This window comes from Pontibacter sp. Tf4, from assembly GCF_014212495.1.
Lineage (GTDB): Bacteria > Bacteroidota > Bacteroidia > Cytophagales > Hymenobacteraceae > Pontibacter.
Genome location: NZ_JACKZC010000003.1, coordinates 241894 through 259640, shown reverse-complemented (window position 1 = coordinate 259640; position 17747 = coordinate 241894). Strand labels below are relative to the sequence as shown.

Genomic DNA, 17747 nt, shown 5'->3' with positions numbered 1-17747 from the left:
GCTATGCTTCCTTAATAATATACGTTTTGTATTTGTTGATAATCCGGCCGTAGTAAGAGGCTGAATTATCAGCGATGCCCATTTTGGACAGTAGTTTCCCGATCTCTGCTCTTAGAAGTTTGTGAGGGAAGAACAGCGTGGAAACTCCCAGTGCTACGGCACCTGTGGCGATCTGTGCTATTAGTACTACTATGGCAGGCAAATTAAGGTTGCTGAGCAACGAGGTAACTACGTAAATGGCCGCCGCCGCGAACACACCGTTCAGCAGGCCAGGCAAATAGGCCAGCAATTGCTGTCCATAGTTGATATGCAGGGCATCCTTCATCACCTTCTGGTAAAAGCCCATTTTCACCACCTCCGACAGCACAACCGCCCAGGCAAACCCGATCAGGCCAAAATCCTTTAGTAAATAAAAGAAAACGGCTATCACGCCCATCAGTGCTATGTTCAGGATGATCTTCACGTCCAGGATCGCTTTTGCATCGCAGATGATACCGGCAAACATGGTCAGGAAGTTAAGCGGGATACCCAGGCACAGGATCTGCAGCACCGGCACGGCCGCTGCCCATTTCTCGCCAAGCAGGATGCGCACAATTTCCGGGGCTGCTACCAGTATGCCTAAACAAATAGGGATAATGATGGCGGCCAGCAGTGTTATACTCGACAGATAAGCCTTCCCCAGCTTTTCGTTATCCGACTGCATTTTACTGAAAGACGGAAAGATCACTTTGATAAGGGTGCGGGTAAGCATGTGCATGGGCTGGCTCACCAGCTCGCGTGAGCGGTTATAGATACCCAGCTTATAGTCTCCTAAAAAGCGCCCGATAAGGATGGTGTCCAGGTTGATGCTCAGGAACTCGAGGAAACTGATGATGGACATGCGGCTGCCATAAGCAAAAAGTGGCTTATAGGCCTGCCAGTCGAAAAGGAAAAGCACATTGTGCCGGGTAAGCGCATAAGATCCCAGCGAAACAAAAAAGAACTGCGACAGCGAAGCCAGCACCAGTGCCCACACACCAAAATCGAGGTAGGCCAGGATAACACCAATGCCCAGGTAAGATAAGATGTAGGAAATTGTTTCGAGGATGCTGAGTGCTTTGAACTGCATGTTGCGCTCCATCAAGCTCACCGCCGTTGACGAAAGGCCGTTTATCAGGAACATAAAGGCCATGACGCGGATAATAGGCACCGCTTCAGGGTTTTTAAAGAAGAGCGCTGCGGCAGGTGCTGCCACCCAGGTAATAGCTGTAAAAAGTGCGCCCAGCAATACCGACGACGTAAAAGCCGCCCGTATATGCTCCGGGTTTAATTCTTCTTTCTGAACGATTGCTTTGTTGAGGCCCAGGTTAGCAAAATAGGAGCCGAAGCGTAGTACTACACCGGCCAGTGCCACCAGACCAAACGCTTCCGGGTTCAGAAGCCTGGCCATCACGGCCGTATAGCCGATCTGCATCACAGCGTTGGCAACCGTAGAAGCTGACCCCCACTTTATGCCACTCACTGCTTTCGATGCCAAATTGTTACTCATAAACAGATATTCTCGGCGGCCTGCAACAATTATAGCTATAGTTGTTGCAGGCGCCAGGTTAAGGGTATAGGTTTAGGGCAGGCTGCCGCTATACATAGTAATAGGAAGCCTTTTTCTTGTAGCCGTACTCGTAGGTGTTGCTGTAGTCCAGGTCGTTTATGATCATGTAAATGTTCTTGATCTTTTTGGCGGCATACAGCTCGTTTATCTGGCCCAGCATATCCTTGTCGGTATACTTGTGTTTTACTACGTACAGGTTGGTATCCATGTGCTTCATCAGGATGAAGTATTCCGACACAAACCCGATCGGCGGTGTATCTACCACAATGTAGTCGTACCGGGATTTCAGGTTTTCCAGCAGCTCACGCATTTTAGGCAGTTCCAGCAGGCGGATCGCATTTTCCGGGATCGGCCCACACGGGATAATGTCCAGGTTTTCGACCTCTGTCTGCTGAATCACTTCCTCCAGCGGCAGGCCCTGCATCAGGTAAGACGAAAGGCCCGAAGCGTTATGCGTATCAAAGTATTTGCTGAAAGTAGGCTTGCGCATATCCGATTCTATCAGCACTACCCGTTTGCCTGACAGGGCCAGTTCGGTACTCAGGTTTACGGAGCAAAATGTTTTTCCCTCGCCGGAAATGGAAGAGGTAACGCCGATCACTTTAAAGCTGCTTTCCGAGAGCAGGTACTGCAGGTTTATCCGGATAGACCGGAACGACTCGGAAATGGCCGAACGCGGATTGTTTTTAACTGCCAGCTTATCTGATTTGCTGCCGTGTGCCACCACACCCAGGAACGGAATGCTGGTAATGGCGCTCAGGTCGTTTTTGCCTTGTATGGTGTTATCTACGTTGCTCATCAATACTATAAGGCCGGCTGGGATAGCCATACCAAAGAGCAGGGCCAGCATGTAGATCATTTTTGGCTTCACGTTGATAGGCGCGGCGCTTACCATGGCAGCATGGTCTACTATCTTTTTGTCGGTGGTGTTTGTGGCAAGCGAAATGGCTGCTTCAGCACGTTTTTCCAGCAAAAAGTCGTAGCGTTTGTCAATAAAATCAGCCTGGCTCTGCAGGTCCATCAGGTGGCGCTCGTTTTCCGGTATTTTGGCCAGGTTGGTCTCTATCTGGTCCATGCGGCGCTCCACATCTTTCAGCGAAATGTCTGCAGAACGGATTAGGTTTTTCAGGTTGGCAACTATAGCCTGCTTGGTGCTTTCTATTTTACCTTCCAGTACCTGCAGCAGCTGGTTTTTCTGGGTAGCATTTACCTCATAACCGGCTTTTTGCTTGTTCAGCTCCGATAGTTCCAGGAACAGGTTGTTCAGGTTCGGGTTCTGAATACCGGCCACCGTAGGCGAAACCGACTGCGCCACGCCGTTGCCGTTCTGTATCTGCTCTAAAATATTCTGGTAGTAGATCTTATCTGTGGTGATACGGGCCTTCTCAATCTCCAGCTGCGACAGCTTTTCGTAGTTGATGTTGGACTGCACATCGATGTTGGCAATGCGGTTAGCCGATCGGAAAGATGACAGCGCCTGCTTGCTGATGCGCAGCGAATCAGATAGTTGTGCCAGCTCGGCATCTATAAACTCGAGGGTTTTGCGGCCGTTATAGTTCTTTTCCTGCAGGTCGTTGGCAACATAGGTGTTCATCAGCGTGTTCAGGAACAGGATCTCTTTCTCCGGAATGCTGCCCTGGCTAACCAGCGACAGAACGCGGGCCTCACGCTCTATCGGCGATACGCTCAGGTTTGCCTGCTGGTGCCCTACCTGGCTGTCGAGGCTGTTAACCACAAAGTAATGCTTGCGGGCAGGAGAAATGTCGGCATGCTTGGCTGGCAGCAGCGTAAAGCTCATGTACTTATCCTTGTAAGGTTTGCCTACAGGCAGTACTTTGGTAAACTCCACATCGGGCAGCACTTCCAGTATTGTATGGTTTCGGAAATTATAGCGGGCCACATCCTTGCCTTTAACCGTCAGCTCATATTTGTTATCGGGTAACATGCGTATCTGCATCGGCACATCCACCAATTGCGGCGAAGTTGTATCGAGCCTGATAACGTAAGGTGCGGTTTCGTACTGCTCTTCCACTACCAGATCAGTGATGTTGTTCAGCCAGTGGTCGGTTACCTTGTAATACGATACATTAAAATCGAGGTGCAACATGGCCTTCCGGATCATCTCGGTGGAGGTGATCAGACCGATCTCGTCTTCTACTTTAATGCCTTTGTTCTGTACCTCCAGCAGGTTAAGTAACTCCTGCGCTTTTTTAGAGCCTGTATGCTGGTCGCCTAACAGCAACGTAGCACTGAACTTATAGATACGCTCCGAACTTTTAATGTAAACATAAGCAGCAGCCAGTGCCAGCACACTGAAAATAGCAAACAGGTACCACTTTGCACGGAACTTGAAGAACCAGCTTTTCAGGTCTATTTCGTGTTCCTTGGTATGATTCTTTCTCATAGATTACTTTACAAAATTTAGAAATAACGCCGCTGTCGAGATCACACTCAGAATAGTGGTTACAACTACCAGGTTTTCACGCTTCACAAAGGTTTGGCGTGGTTCTACATATAGTACGTCGTTTGGCAGCAGGTAGTAATACGGCGATTGCACAAGTGCCGGATCGGTCAGGTCGAGTAATACGATCTCGGAACCGTTCTGCGTCTGGCGAATCAGTTTAATGTTATGGCGGCTGGCGCTGTATTTCAGGTCGCCGGCCAGGGCCAGGCCTTCCAGCAGGCTTGCCTGCTCGTTGTATACATAGTAGTAGCCGGGTTTTTCAACTTCCCCTAAAATGCTCACTTTAAAGCTGATGAGCTTCACCACAACGGTAGCACCGGTCAGGTACTGGTTCAGGTTTCGCTGGATAAGCTGCTGTGCCTGGGTGGTGGTAAGTCCGGAGACCTTCAGTTTGCCCACGTTTGGCAGGTTTATGTTCCCTTCATTATCAATAGAATAACCACTCAGGTACAGGCTGCCGGGCTCGGCCACACCAAACCCGTTGGTAGGACTGATGATGTTATAGATCTCCGACAGCTCGGCTTCCGCGCTGAGCACTTTTACAGAAAGCACATCATTTACCTGCAGTTTGTACTCAGGAATATTGTTGTTGAAAGGAGTGGGGGTGGAAGTTTTAAGATTTGGATTCTGCATATAAACAAGCTCCTTTTTAGAAATACAGGAACTGATAAACAACAGGCAGAAAAAGAAATAACTAATTCGCTTCATGTTCGGTGGTTAAGGGTGTTTGTGCCGGGCCGAAGTTTACCCGGGTAGTGGCCGCGCCCTGTTGTTATATTGGATTAAAGGGGCTTAACCGGCTTCAATAATTCAGGCATATATACTGGATCGGCTTAAAAAGGATGCTGAAAAATTCAAATATTCTGATGCACAAATAAGGGAGCAGTTGCTGATAAGGCCAGGGCAGGCAAAGGAAGCAAGGTAAACTATAACTAAGCAGCCCCCCGCACAGTATAAGTCTGTAAAATACGGCCAGCGCGCCTTATTACGCTTTACTTACATGAAATCAACACTACGCAAAGCCATCCATCAGGTAGATGTAATGATGGCACCCCTTATACTTTCGGCTGTTAAAGAGCAGAACGCCCTGAATACATACCTGTTCCATGCCCTGTTCCGAGACAGGCAGGAACTAAACCAGCACATAGCAGACCCGCAGCAACAGGTTACAGTTGATATTTTCCGCCAGTTTGTGGCCTACCATAAAAGCAAAGGCTATCGGTTTGTATCGCCAGTAGAGGTGCTGAACGGGCTCCCTGCTGATGACCGCTACATCATGATTACCTTTGATGACGGATACTATAACAACCTGCGTGCCCTGCCTGTGCTGGAAGAGTTCAATGTGCCGGCCCTTATTTTTGTTTCCGCAAACCATGTGTTAAAAGGAAAGGCTTTCTGGTGGGATGTGGCGTACCGCGAGGGAAAAAAAGCAGGCATGACCGATGCTGCCATAGGCCTCGAGAAAAAGCACTTGCTAACCCTCACCGACGATGCCATTGATGCTTACCTGATCGCAAAATATGGTCCCGGCTGCTTCACGCCGGTAGGCGACACTGACCGCCCCTTAACCCCGACTGAACTGAACAAACTGGCCCAGCATCCGCTCATCCACATCGGGAACCACACCTGCGACCACGCCGTGCTGCCTAATTACGATGCTGCCGGTATTAAAGAGCAGATAAGCAAAGCACAGGATATACTGGAAGACATGGTAGGCTACCGGCCTATCACGATCGCGTACCCTTGCGGCGAGTTTAACCAAACCGTGCTGGATGTTTGTAAAGAGGAGGGTATAAAGCTGGGAATTACTGTAGAGCACGCCAAAAACTTCAACCCTGACTTCTACAAGCCTACTAACCTGCTCACGCTTAACCGCTTCACGATCTGGGGCAACGAAGACCTGATCCGCCAATGCGACTTCTACCGCTCTGATTACCACATGTTAGATAGCATGAAAGGGATTTTGAAGAAGCTGAAAACTAAGGTTTAAAAGGTTATAGTTTGAGCCATGGCTGAGACAGTTTAACTGTACCATAGTTGTACTATAATTTCTTATTTTGTCATGTCGAGCGCAGCCGAGACATCTTATATGTCTTATACTTCCACTATTGTCATTTCGAACAACCTGGGAAATCTATCTCAAACTATACTTCGAAATGCTATCTTTTTATAGTTTGCTTTGCCTACTATTCGAACCAAGCCGTTGTTCTATAGTTTCTACCAATCCTGGGAGCTCTAATTACCTACAGTTCTATAGTTTGTTTGGCTCCCTCCCGGGCCGGGAGGCCCCGTCTTCGGGCATCGCGCGGTGTACATTTCCTTTGCTCGTTCCTCGCAATGGCTACGCCACCGGAAATCTACAAGGCGCTCAACCCAAAGACTGATATCACATTCCATAGCTACCCTCAAGCTATAGTTTGCTTAATAGCTCTTGGTTCGGGCAGATCTGTTTTACTCGTGGTTGTATTTCCAAAGGGACAGGTAAACCTGTCCTGTTTGTAATCTGTAACTATGGAACTATAGCTGCTACTATAGCTATGCAAGAATTCCCCTCCTTAGACAAGGAGGGGTAGGGGTGGTTTGACCACAGCAACTATGAAACTATAGATGTCCCAACTATAGCAACAGCAGCAATTCCCCTCTTGAGAGGGGTAGGGGTGTGATATTTCGTAACTATAGAACTATAGCTAAGCTCCTTCCCCTGTTCTTAGGGGAAGGTTGGGAAGGGGTAAATCTCCATCTCCTGTTTTAAGGAGAGGGCCGGGTGAGGTAGCTCTAAACACAATCAAACTTTATCTGGCTCGCAGGAAATCGAAAACATGGGTGGAGTCCGGGAAGGTGGTGCGCTCGGGGAGGCCTTCGAAGGATGTTTTAACAAAAAGCTCCTGGCTGATTTCTAATGCCGTTGGGTCAGGAATAAGGTCGTGGTTCCAGCCTATCTGCAGCAGGCCGCTTGGCTTTAATACCTGGTGCAGTGCCTTGTAAGTCTGGATCTGCATTTCAGGAGTATCCACGCCGTGGCCGAAAATGCCGTTGAGCAGCACGATATCGAAGCTGTGAGGGGCCACATACTTATCTATATCTAAAATGCTGGCCACTAAATGGTTTTTTCCGCCCCATAGCTGGTTGCATTCGTCAATATCTACCGTTACCAGATCTACCCCTTTGTCAAAATACTTCAGCGACTCCCAGGTGTAATAGGCACAGCCCACAAACAAAATGCGACCCTGTTTTAACTTGGCTAAGCGGGGGTATAAGTGCTGGTCGAGCCAGATGCGGTCGGGTTGTTTTTTAAAATAGGTGCTGTCGAGCTTAAAGTTGAGTAAGAGCCAGCGTTTTATAGGAAGGTATAGTAGTTTTTTCAGCGATTGGCCAGAAACAGAGCCTACGGCAGGGCCAGGGGTAGTTATAAGTTGCGCCATGAAGCAATGTATTTTATAAGGGTTAATCACATTGCTATACTGCAGCCGCCCTGATTTGGTTAGGCTTTTTAAAACTATGGAGCAAAGAAAAACCACTCCCGATTTGCTGTAATGCAGTTTCAGGAGTGGCTTTCCTTTGGCTTATATTTAGGTACTACTCAATCCATTTGGTACGTTTTTGCTTAGATGGGCGCTGCTTGGTGCGTTGCATCCTTAACGCATCCGACGGCCTACGCTCCAGCTGTTGTGCAAAACCATTGTTATGTTCCAGAATACTGCCTTTCAGTTTCCAGCCCATCGGGAAAAAGTCGGCCACTTTGGTGGCCAGTGTCTCAAGATCAGGTGCGGTTATAATATTGTACTCCATCGTTTTGTAACTAACTTCAAGTACAATATAGAAATTAAAAACACAGGTTGTACGGGCGCACTACGTTTTTTTTGTGAAGAAGGTTACTTTCTTTTTTATTTTTAGCGCTGGCTTGGTATAGTTATAATTTAAACACTGAAACCCCTGCTACCTGTTGAATTAGTGCTATTATAACACTGGCTTAACATAGCCTGGTTAGCACCTGACACAAATATTTTACATACGGTCGGCTATTATTTAGCTGTCTGATATAAGTTGCTGTTGTTTAGTAAAATAGCACTTAAACTATAAGCCTGGTGGCTTTACGCCTCCGGTTCCTCGCGCATGTCCAGCTTTATTTTCTCTATCAGCAGGTAATTTTTAAACTGATGGATCAGGCGTGTCATTTCGCTCTCTTTGGTTTCCAGGGCGGTAACTTCCTCATCTGAGTCTGCCAGCACGGGGCGCAGGCGGCTCAGGCTGTCCTGCATCTGTGCCACCGAAGTGATGATGTGCTGGCGCATCTGCTCGTTCTGTTCGTTAGGCAGGGCCGTTTCCAGCTCTTTAATGTATAGCTCCAGAAACTCTACCAGGTGCCATGGGTTGTTCGGTCGGTTCCAGGTGAAGGTAATGTTGCAGCGGCGGCATTTATAGGTATTGCAGCGCCAGCCGTGTTCATTGCTGGTCGTACCGGTGCGCTTCAGCATATCAGCGTGCTTGCATTGCGGACACTGTGCATTATCTTCCACTATTTTATCCAGCCGGGCACGTTTATCCAGAATGATGCTTCGGTTCTGGGCGTGCATGTACAGTTGCTGTTCCAGGTTCTGGCAGGCAGCGGTCAGTTTTTCATGCTCCGGGTCCAGCTCACCTGTTGCAATCATGGCATTGGCGCGCTTGCTGAAATAGCGGATCAGCTTGATCAGTTCGCGCTCGTTTGCTTTCAGTTCTGGCTGTTTCATTTATTTAATGGTTGAATTGCTGAATAGTTAGATGGTTTTTACTGCTACGATGATATTAATTCTTCTCGCGCAGGCGTTTGTAAATACGGATGGCCAGCATCAAAATGGCTGAAAAAAGGATAAGACCTATAATTCCCCACACCATGCTGAGCGTGTTTTTAAGTACCACCAGAAACACAATGCTGATCAGAAAAAGCGTGGCTACCTCGTTCCAGATGCGAAGCTGTGTGGAGCTATAGTTTAAAATACCCTGTTGCTGTTGCTTAAAAATGGCGTGGCACAGGAAATGATACACGTAAAGACCGACCACAAAACTCAGTTTCCAGACAAGCCAGCCGGGCGTGCCGCCATACAAGTTCCACATGCTCAGTCCAAAAACAGCCGTCAGCACCGCCGATGGCCAGGTAATGCCATACCACAACCGTTTCTGCATTATTTTGAACTGGTTCTGAAGGATAGATCTCTCCGGTTCCGGTTTCTCAGCGGCTTCGGCGAAGTAGATGAACAGGCGCACAATGTAGAACAGCCCGGCAAACCAGGTTACCACAAAAATGATGTGCAGCGCCTTAACGTAAAAATAGCTCATGAACTATAGGGATAGTTTTATGGCAAAGGTAGTTTGATAAGTTAAGAGTTAAAAGTTAAGAGTTTTTGCTTTCTATCATGTCATTTTAAGCTAAATAATGTTCTCTGTCATGTCGGGCGCAGCCGAGACATCCTATATGTCCTATAGTTTCCATTATTGTCATTTCGAGCGTAGCGAGAAATCTATTTCGGCTTATAGTTTGTAAAGACCTAGCAGCGTGCGCAGCTCCTGCTAGCGTCTGATGCTATAGTTGAAGCCAATTGCAACTGGAAACAAGCCTTTTCTTTCATAGCCACTTGTAATCATGGGAGCTCTACTAACCTATAGTGCTATAGTTTGGTTAGCTCCCTCCCGGGCCGGGAGGCCCCGTCTTCGGGCATCGCGCTGCTGCCTTCTTGCTATCCTCCTGCGTCGGATTGCCTATCGGCACCGCAACAAGTCAAAGGCGCTCAACCCAAAGACTGATAGCACATTCGATAGCTTTTGCCTTTGCTATAGTTTCCTTCTCGCTCTTGGTTAGGGCAGATCGGTGTTACTCGTAGTCGTAATTCTGTAAGGACAGGTCGCGACCTGTCCTATTCTCAGCCTAAAACTAAAACTATAGTACTATAGCTTCAACTATCGCAAAGACAGAGATTGTCCCCTTGAGGGGACTATAGGGGTGTTAAAGCAGCAACTATAAAACTATAGCTGTCAACACATCAATATCAGAATTCCCCTCCTTGGATAAGGAGGGGTAGGGGTGGTTGGACCACGGCAACTATAGAACCATAGCTAAGCTCCTTCCCCTGTTCTGGGGGCAGGGGCTCTCGATGAAAGGAGAGGGTTGGGGTGAGGTAAACAAAAAAGAGCTGCACAATAGTACAGCTCTTCTAAAATCGAAATCAAAACCTAAAACTTACAAAATCATAGTAATCAGCTAAATCCCTTTAATCATTGGTCTTATACAGACTTACTGAACACCGGTGTTGTCGGTTGCTGAGACCATAGTCTTGCATCCAGGCACATGGCAATGTTGCGCACAAACGGGTGACCGGCCGGAAGAATCTCAATACTGTTCTTTGTGTACTCTACCAAGCCATCCTCGGCGAGCGGTTGCAGGCGTACAAGGGCGTCGGTAAAATAAGGCGAAACGGCTTCGTTCCACTCGGTTTTAAACTGGCACATCAGGTTGGTGATGTGCTGGCGGATCAGACGGTCTTCGGCAGTTGACTCGTGCCCCTTCAGAATTGGCAGAATTCCCATCTCTACAGCGGCTTCGTAAGGCTCTACTTCCTTAATGTTCTGCATAAAAGCAGTGCCTGTATCGGAAATGCTGGAGCAACCCAGGCCGATCAACAATTCGGTGTGGCGAGGCGTGTAGCCCATAAAATTGCGGTGCAGGGTTCCGTTTTGCGCAGCCAGGTAAAGTTCGTCGGTTGGCAGCGCGAAGTGGTCCAGCCCGATCTCAACATAACCGGCTTCTTCCAGCATGGCGCGACCCATTTCGTATAAGCCACGTTTTACAGATGGCTCTGGCAGGTCGGCTTCGGAGTAGCGGCGCTGTGCCTTACTCTTCCAGGGCACGTGGGCGTAACTATAAAACGCAATGCGTTCCGGACGAAGCTCTTTTACTCTTTCTATCGTATGGCGCACGCTCTCGGCAGTCTGCATGGGCAGGCCGTAAATAATATCGCCGTTTATAGATGTGTAGCCAATTTCTCGGGCAGCGTCAAATATTTCTTTTGTTTTCTCGAAGGTCTGGATGCGGTTGATCACGAACTGCACCTTAATATCGAAATCCTGGATGCCTACGCTCAGTCTTCTAAAACCCAGGTCGTAAAGCACCTGCAGTTGCTCGGCGTTGGTGGCGTTTGGGTGTACTTCTATACTAAGAGCGGCATCGGGAGCAAGTTCGGCTTTCTCCAGCAGTTTGCCCAGCATCAGTTTCAGGTTCTCGGCCCCGAAAAAAGTAGGCGTACCACCACCCAGGTGTAACTCTGTAATGCGCGGCTTCCTGCCGAAAACCTGCAGATAGCGTTTCCATTCCTTTAAAATGGCTACAATATAAGGCTCTTCTACGGCGTGGTTCTTGGTAATGCGCTTGTTGCAGCCGCAGTAGGTGCAGAGCTTCTCGCAGAAAGGCAGGTGCATGTACACACTAATGCCGTCGGTATCATTTGTTTTATCGAAAGCCTGTTTTACGTGCAGCATCCAGGCGGCTTCGGTCAGGGGTTTTTCGTCCCAGAACGGCACGGTTGGGTAGCTGGTGTACCTCGGCGAAGGCACGTCGTATTTGGCAAGTAGTTCAGTTGGTGTAGTTACTGGTGCGGTCATAACTTACAGATTTAGTACAGTTACCCGTTTTTCGGGCTGAAATTATACTGCAAAGGTCTGAAGTTGCCGCGCCGCAGGAAATGATATATGTCAGTAGTAGGGGAGTGGAAAGGGGGATAATTGTCAGGTTTGGGGGAATAACGTACTTGTGGAAATAACTTTTGAGGCTTCCAACTGAAATATGTAGTGTACAAGTAGTTATTAGTTGATCTTTTACGTTTTAATCATATATACTTCCTCTTTTCTCAAAGTTCTCTGATTTAAATTTAGTAGCTGGGAAATGATTCTCCTTATTTATAAGCCAAGGCCATAATGGGTTAGAAGCATTTTTCTTTGCGTGCTGCTTATAGAAGAAGTCAATTATTTCCTCTGCAGAGGTACAAACTTTGAATATGTCCTTATTGAAATAGTTTTTGTAAAACTCAACTCTATCTATAGACTTCTGATGAATAATATCATGTCTGTATTGTTCTAGTTTTATAAAATGATTCCAAATTGGTTTTTTAGTAATGTCTTCTGTTTCGTAAATTACTACAAGGATTTTACTTATCTTCTGTCTGAGCGGTAACCATCTTTCAATTGCTGCTTTATCATACTTTTCAACTATTCCTTTACTTTCTATTCGCTGTTCATATTCATATTTATCAGGAATACTAAGATTAGCAAATGCTTCAATTGATGTGTAGGAGAATACTATACATGTTTGTATTATCTCAATGAAATCATAAATAATTTTTGATTTTTGGATTAGCGCTTCCCTTCTATCGCCCTCTACATTCTTTAATGTATGATTATAACTATTAGGATCTATTTGCTTATTAAATAAATCTTTAGCTAGTGTGAGCGAGCGGTTGGTAATAGAAAGTAAAACTCCTACATTATTTGGTGTAAAGTATTCTAAGACATTGCTACCATTGAATTTAATGTTATCTACTTCTTGAATTACCATTCCTGGACTGCTTTCGACTATATTATCTTCACCTACATGGTAAGTTGGTTTTGCTGAACGCGGATCAAAAAATGTGTAATCTTTGGGAGATTTGCAGAATACAACTCCTAAATACCCATTCAATTTATTTTTATCTTTTGTTTTCATTCAATAACAGTTAACCATTGTATAATTTAAACAAATTCTAATCTGCTCTAATGCGGATATGATTGTATTGCTTAGATTAAAATTCAAAACCAATATATAAACTTTATCTAATACTATAGCCCCAAACTATAAAAGCATCTCTCCCCAAATCTTGGTAACTTCACGGTCTACATTACCAGAATTTGACCGATGAAAATTTCCGTCCCAACCCTGCTGCTCGACAAAGAAAAGTGCCAGCGAAACATCCGTATGATGGTGGAGAAAGCCAGGCGCAATAATGTAAGGTTACGGCCGCATTTTAAAACGCATCAGTCAGCGCAGGTTGGCGAGTGGTTCAGGCAGGAAGGAGTGGAAGCGATTACGGTTTCGTCGGTAAGGATGGCGCGGTACTTTGCCAACCACGGCTGGACCGATATAATGGTGGCCATACCCGTAAATGTGCTGGAACTGGAAACTATAAACGAACTTGCCGGACGCGTGCGCCTGCACCTTATAGTTGTGAACGAAGAAGTGCTGCCTGCGCTGCAGCAGGGCTTAAAACATAACGTGGCGGTCTGGCTCAAGATCGATACCGGTTACCACCGCACCGGCATCCCGGCCACCAACTATGAAACTATAGACAGCACGCTGCAAACTATAGCTGCTTCGGATAAACTGGAGTTCCAGGGCTTTATGGCGCACGACGGACATACCTACAAACAAACCGATGCCGAAGCCATCCGCGAAATCCATAAAACAACTGTAGACCAGCTAAACCAGCTACGCGAGCGTTACAAAAGCCAGCTTTCAACTATACAACTCTCCATTGGCGACACACCAAGCTGCAGCATTCTGGAAACTATAGTTGCCGTAGACGAGATCAGGCCAGGTAACTTCGTGTTTTACGATCTTACGCAGCATCACATCGGCAGCAATAACTATAACCAGATAGCAGTTTGCATGGCCTGCCCGGTTATTGCCAAACACCCCGAACGTAACGAGATCATCATCCACGGTGGCAGCGTACATTTCTCGAAAGACGTGTTAGTGCAGCCAAACGGCGGTAATTTGTTCGGCAGAGTTGTGGAAATGACCGAAGATGGATGGTCTGACCCGGAAGAAGGCATCAACCTGGTTTCGTTGTCGCAGGAGCATGGCATAGTAAAGGCGACGCCAGAGCAGTTTGCCAACTATAGCATCGGCGATATCATGTACATACTGCCCATCCACTCGTGCCTCACCGCCGGCAGCATGAAAAGTTACCTGACACTGGAAGGCGAACGGCTGGAGCATTTATCGGGTTTGCCGGAGAGCTTTGTCTGAACCGGGATTAAGGGAGATTCTTGAGATTATCAGGATATGTAGAGACGCAATACTTTGCGTCTCCTCTGCTATGAAATTATAGGTTAGAAGCAGCACCCGCTTTGATTTACAACTACAGGCTCAACTATAGCCAGGCGAGTCTGGAGACTCGCGCACACCTTGCGGCAACGGTTAGATACCGGCGCCAGGGTAAAAAAAGAAAAAGAGACGCAACATTTTGCGTCTCCATATTCCTGAAAATCTCAAAAATCTCCCTTAATCCCGGTTCAGACAAGCTACCAGTCATTCTGGCGTTCGTCGCGGTCGCGGGCATAGCTGTTATAGTCGGTGTCGTCGTAGTAGCCGCCCTGGTAATAGCCGCTCATGCCGTATGGTTGGTTATAGTTGCTGCCGCTTTGGCGGCGGTCCGTGTAGTAGCCTGAGGAGCCGTAATCGCCACGTGTAGCACCGTATTCGTTCCGGCGGGGTGTGCGCTCGTAGCCGCTGCCCATGTAATTGCCTCTGTCTCCGCCAAAACTATGCGAGCGGTAGTCGTCGCGGTCGAAATTGTAATAGCCTTGGTCTGCGCCGCGGAACCTTCGGGGTGTATAGTCGCGGTCGTAGCGGTAGTTGTCGGAGTTCTGGCCATGACTGTCGTAGTCGTTTTCGTAGCCACGGCTGCGCTGGTCTGTGCCGCGGCCCCAGCCTGTGCGCTCATGCCGTCCGTGGCCGCTGTCAAATTCCGATGCGTAGCCTGATGAACGCTGCTGGGAGTATCCGCCTCTTGACGAACCGAAGCCCTGTGCACCGCCATAACTGCCCATATTGCCGTAGTTGCGCGAGGTAGCATAGGTGCTCATGCCCCGGTTAGCCACGTTGCGCGAACCACCCATTTCGTTGCCCTGGTTGCCAAAGGTGCCGCCATAGCTTTCGTTGCCATATCCGCCGTGGGCAGCATCGCCATAGTTATCAAAGTGGTAATCCCTGTCGCTTTCAGGATGACGGTAGCGTTCTGAGCGATGTGTATGGTAGCGTTCCCGATCTCTTTCGTTGTAATTCATAGCTTTATAGTTTGTTGTTGTAAATAGCTGTACAATAAATAAACGGCCTGGCAGCGCAGAAGTTAGCAAACCGGGACTTAAACTATAGCCATCCTGCTTTGCAAACATAGCGCCTTCTTCGCGCTCTCAGTGGTTTAATTTTAACACGAGGAACGCAAGGGAAAACGCTGAAAACGCAAAGTCCTCTTTTACTTCTGTCAAATCTGGTAGTCCTGCTCGTCGTCGCAGTCGCAGTTGTTCAGCAGCTTATTTCCTAACAATAGCCCGCCGAGTGCCGCTGCCGCTATAAGCAGCTCCTTTTTATGCATGCTCAGCCATAGTTGTGGCGAACTATAGGTGGCTTCTGCATCGAACGTTCCGTGCGCGCCGTGGTCGCCGGGCAGGGGCTCCCATAAGTTGTTCGGCCGGTCCGGGTCTTCAGGGATGTCGGTCTGCTGCCCTTTATAGCCGGTTTTGGCTAATACCCAGTCGCCTACTTCCGGTGCTATCTTGTCACCAACTATAGCCTGTACGGTAGGGTAGCCCACGTATACTTCGCGGCGGTCGTTTTCGGCAGCGTAAACTATAGCCCGGGCAGCCACTTCGGGCTGGTAGATCTTGCCCATGGGTTTTGGCTTGTTGGGAAGGCGGGTCTTTACAAACTTAAACTGTGTAGTGTTCATGGCTGGCAGCTGCACCATGGTGGCGCGTACATTGGTCTTGTCGTGCAACAGCTCTGCCCGCAGCGAATCAAAAAAGCCCTGAATAGCATGTTTGGAGCCACAATAGGCCGACTGTAGCGGAATGCCACGGTAAGCCAGCGCCGAACCCACCAGCACGATCACGCCCTTGTTGCGAGGCAGCATCCGCTTTAGCGCCGAGAGGGTGCCATATACCTGGCCCAGGTAGGTTACTTCGGTCACGCGTTTGTATTCTTCGGCCTGCATTTCCTTTATCGGGCTGAAGACGCTGTTCATGGCATTGTTCACCCAAACTGTTATGGGGCCCAGTTGCTTTTCTGTTTCTTCGGCGGCCTGCTCTACAGCTGCGGCATCGGCCACATCAACTATAAAATAAGCGGCACGGCGGCCCATGGCTTCCACTTCAGCTTTAGCACCTTTCAGGCCATCTTCGCCGCGCGCCAGCAACGCAACATCGTAGCCTTCTTTAGCAAATTCGCGGGCAATGGAGCGGCCCAGCCCTGCCGAAGCCCCGGTTACTACGACCACGCCTTTACTTTGCTGTTGTTCGTCTGTTTTCATAGTGTATGTTGGTTAGTTGCTTTTGGTCTCGGTCTGATGCACCAGGTAGGAGGTAAGTTTGTTCCACTGCAATGCCTGCACGCCAGCCCAGCCCCCTTCGGCCAGCAAAGTGTTGGCAAGCCCGCGGTCGCCGGCTTCTTCGCCTTTGTTATTAATCGCTTCGTTCTTCCCGATCTCGTATGCGGTCAGCTTGTTTCCCTTCAGCTCCACCCGGAAAGTGCTGCTGGCTTCTTTAGCAAAAAAGTGTTCTGTCACGTTTTCGTTTCCGGGCTCGGGCTGTGGCTTCTCGCTGGGGTGTACTATAAACTCGGCCATGTTTTCCTCTTCGTGCACGTCCGTCACCCGCACCCAGTTCTCCGGCGTTGGTCCCGGCAGGTTTATCCGGATGTAGCAACCGGGCATGGTCAGCGGGCCGCTCATCTCATTGCCATGTTGATCGTAAAGTACAAATTCGGAGTTAATACCGGGCAGGTCCGACCAGCGGTTCACGTCAAATAGTTTCCTCCTGGATTCCTCAAATCCCTGCCGGGCCGAGGCCGCATCGGGGTAAGTGTTTTCGGTGCTGTACACTTTGTCTTTTGATGCATCGCCCTTCAGCACTTCGGCTTCTTCCTTTATCTTATTGATGATGTTTTTAAGTCCCATATGTTTTCTGGTTTAGCTTTTCCGTATTACTCCGGACCTTAGAGTTACGCGACCGCAGACCATGGGGTTAGTAAAGTGCTGGCAGCAACTATAAATACAGCAGCCTGATCTGCCTAAAACGCAATCCAAACAAACCTGACATTGTGTCTTGTTTAATATAGTAACTACTGAATATGATATAGTTGTGATGTAAATGTTAAACTATAGCTATAGGTTCGTTTTTGGCAGAGAATGCAGTTTTGAAAGGATCCTGGCGCATTGTCAGTTCTTTGTTTATAGTTTGCAGGCACAGATAAGCAGAATCTGCATTGCTGATGCGAAAATAAAACCCGCTCTCCAGCCATCTGGCATCTTTTTAATTTGAATATATATATTGATGTTTATGTTTATGTGAGGTTATTTAAAGTATTGATTATGAGATGAATAAACAGAAAATAATACCTATCGTTTTATAAGATAAAATACGCTTTGTTATGATGTTGGCGGACATGATCATAGATGACTTCTGGGCAGGCTTTGGTATCATTGGTATAATTGTCGGGTTGGTACTGCTGGTGCTCTATATCTGGAGCGTGGTATGGGCGTACAAGGATGCGAACAGACGCGGAAAGCCGGGCTGGCTGGTCGCTGTTCTGGTCGCGTTGCTGTCGTGGCCGCTGGGTCTTGTGCTCTGGCTTTTGTTCCGGCCCAACACCACAAACCTCTCGCACGAATAAAAAACGAGCAACCGGGTTAGTTG

15 protein-coding genes are annotated in these 17747 nt (G+C 48.0%); 3 read left to right on the top strand and 12 right to left on the bottom strand.

Annotation, left to right across the window (positions count from 1 at the left end):
- Window position 1: 1 nt before the first annotated feature.
- The 3 genes from H7F15_RS06640 to H7F15_RS06630 all read right to left on the bottom strand — a co-directional run bounded on the left by H7F15_RS06640 (window position 2) and on the right by H7F15_RS06630 (window position 4685).
- The gene (locus H7F15_RS06640; RefSeq protein WP_185196175.1) at window positions 2–1528 is read right to left on the bottom strand and encodes a lipopolysaccharide biosynthesis protein; all 1527 of its coding nucleotides are present in this window, start codon (window positions 1526–1528) and stop codon (window positions 2–4) included.
- Window positions 1529–1616: 88 nt separating this feature from the next.
- Window positions 1617–3992 (bottom strand): polysaccharide biosynthesis tyrosine autokinase, encoded by a 2376-nt coding sequence (locus H7F15_RS06635; protein WP_185196174.1) that lies wholly within the window; start codon window positions 3990–3992, stop codon window positions 1617–1619.
- A gap of 3 nt (window positions 3993–3995) precedes the next feature.
- Window positions 3996–4685, bottom strand: a complete 690-nt coding sequence (locus tag H7F15_RS06630) for a polysaccharide biosynthesis/export family protein (RefSeq protein WP_255481123.1) — start codon at window positions 4683–4685, stop codon at window positions 3996–3998.
- A gap of 367 nt (window positions 4686–5052) precedes the next feature.
- Here H7F15_RS06630 and H7F15_RS06625 point away from each other — a divergent pair, with 367 nt between their 5' ends.
- Window positions 5053–6042 carry a polysaccharide deacetylase family protein gene (locus H7F15_RS06625; protein WP_185196172.1) on the top strand — a complete coding sequence of 330 codons (990 nt, stop codon included), beginning with the start codon at window positions 5053–5055 and terminating at the stop codon, window positions 6040–6042.
- Between the two features lie 802 nt (window positions 6043–6844).
- Here the strand turns inward: H7F15_RS06625 and H7F15_RS06620 are convergent.
- The 6 genes from H7F15_RS06620 to H7F15_RS06595 form a co-directional block, all read right to left on the bottom strand.
- Window positions 6845–7474, bottom strand: coding sequence for a class I SAM-dependent methyltransferase (locus tag H7F15_RS06620; RefSeq protein ID WP_185196171.1), 630 nt, complete (start codon window positions 7472–7474; stop codon window positions 6845–6847).
- A gap of 154 nt (window positions 7475–7628) precedes the next feature.
- Complete coding sequence (locus tag H7F15_RS06615; RefSeq protein WP_185196170.1) at window positions 7629–7841, bottom strand: DUF1737 domain-containing protein; 213 nt, start codon at window positions 7839–7841, stop codon at window positions 7629–7631.
- Window positions 7842–8143: 302 nt separating this feature from the next.
- A complete protein-coding gene (locus H7F15_RS06610; RefSeq protein WP_185196169.1) occupies window positions 8144–8782 on the bottom strand; it encodes a hypothetical protein in 639 nt (212 codons plus the stop codon).
- Between the two features lie 55 nt (window positions 8783–8837).
- Window positions 8838–9368, bottom strand: coding sequence for a CopD family protein (locus tag H7F15_RS06605; protein WP_185196168.1), 531 nt, complete (start codon window positions 9366–9368; stop codon window positions 8838–8840).
- A 942-nt stretch (window positions 9369–10310) separates the two neighbouring features.
- Window positions 10311–11684, bottom strand: a complete 1374-nt coding sequence (gene hemN, locus H7F15_RS06600) for an oxygen-independent coproporphyrinogen III oxidase (protein ID WP_185196167.1) — start codon at window positions 11682–11684, stop codon at window positions 10311–10313.
- 220 nt (window positions 11685–11904) lie between these two features.
- Window positions 11905–12780: a hypothetical protein gene (locus tag H7F15_RS06595; RefSeq protein WP_185196166.1), complete on the bottom strand. Its 876-nt coding sequence runs from the start codon at window positions 12778–12780 to the stop codon at window positions 11905–11907.
- A 189-nt stretch (window positions 12781–12969) separates the two neighbouring features.
- On the opposite strand from H7F15_RS06595, the gene H7F15_RS06590 reads away from it, so the two are divergent.
- Window positions 12970–14082: an alanine racemase gene (locus H7F15_RS06590; protein ID WP_185196165.1), complete on the top strand. Its 1113-nt coding sequence runs from the start codon at window positions 12970–12972 to the stop codon at window positions 14080–14082.
- Window positions 14083–14357: 275 nt separating this feature from the next.
- On the opposite strand, the gene H7F15_RS06585 is transcribed toward H7F15_RS06590, so the two are convergent.
- The 3 genes from H7F15_RS06585 to H7F15_RS06575 form a co-directional block, all read right to left on the bottom strand.
- Window positions 14358–15122 carry a hypothetical protein gene (locus H7F15_RS06585; protein ID WP_185196164.1) on the bottom strand — a complete coding sequence of 255 codons (765 nt, stop codon included), beginning with the start codon at window positions 15120–15122 and terminating at the stop codon, window positions 14358–14360.
- 197 nt (window positions 15123–15319) lie between these two features.
- Entirely contained in the window at window positions 15320–16363 is a 1044-nt protein-coding gene (locus tag H7F15_RS06580; protein WP_185196163.1) for an SDR family oxidoreductase, read from the bottom strand.
- Between the two features lie 12 nt (window positions 16364–16375).
- A complete protein-coding gene (locus H7F15_RS06575) occupies window positions 16376–17008 on the bottom strand; it encodes a hypothetical protein (RefSeq protein ID WP_185196162.1) in 633 nt (210 codons plus the stop codon).
- A gap of 473 nt (window positions 17009–17481) precedes the next feature.
- On the opposite strand from H7F15_RS06575, the gene H7F15_RS06570 reads away from it, so the two are divergent.
- Window positions 17482–17724, top strand: a complete 243-nt coding sequence (locus tag H7F15_RS06570; protein WP_255481122.1) for a hypothetical protein — start codon at window positions 17482–17484, stop codon at window positions 17722–17724.
- Window positions 17725–17747: the final 23 nt, after the last annotated feature.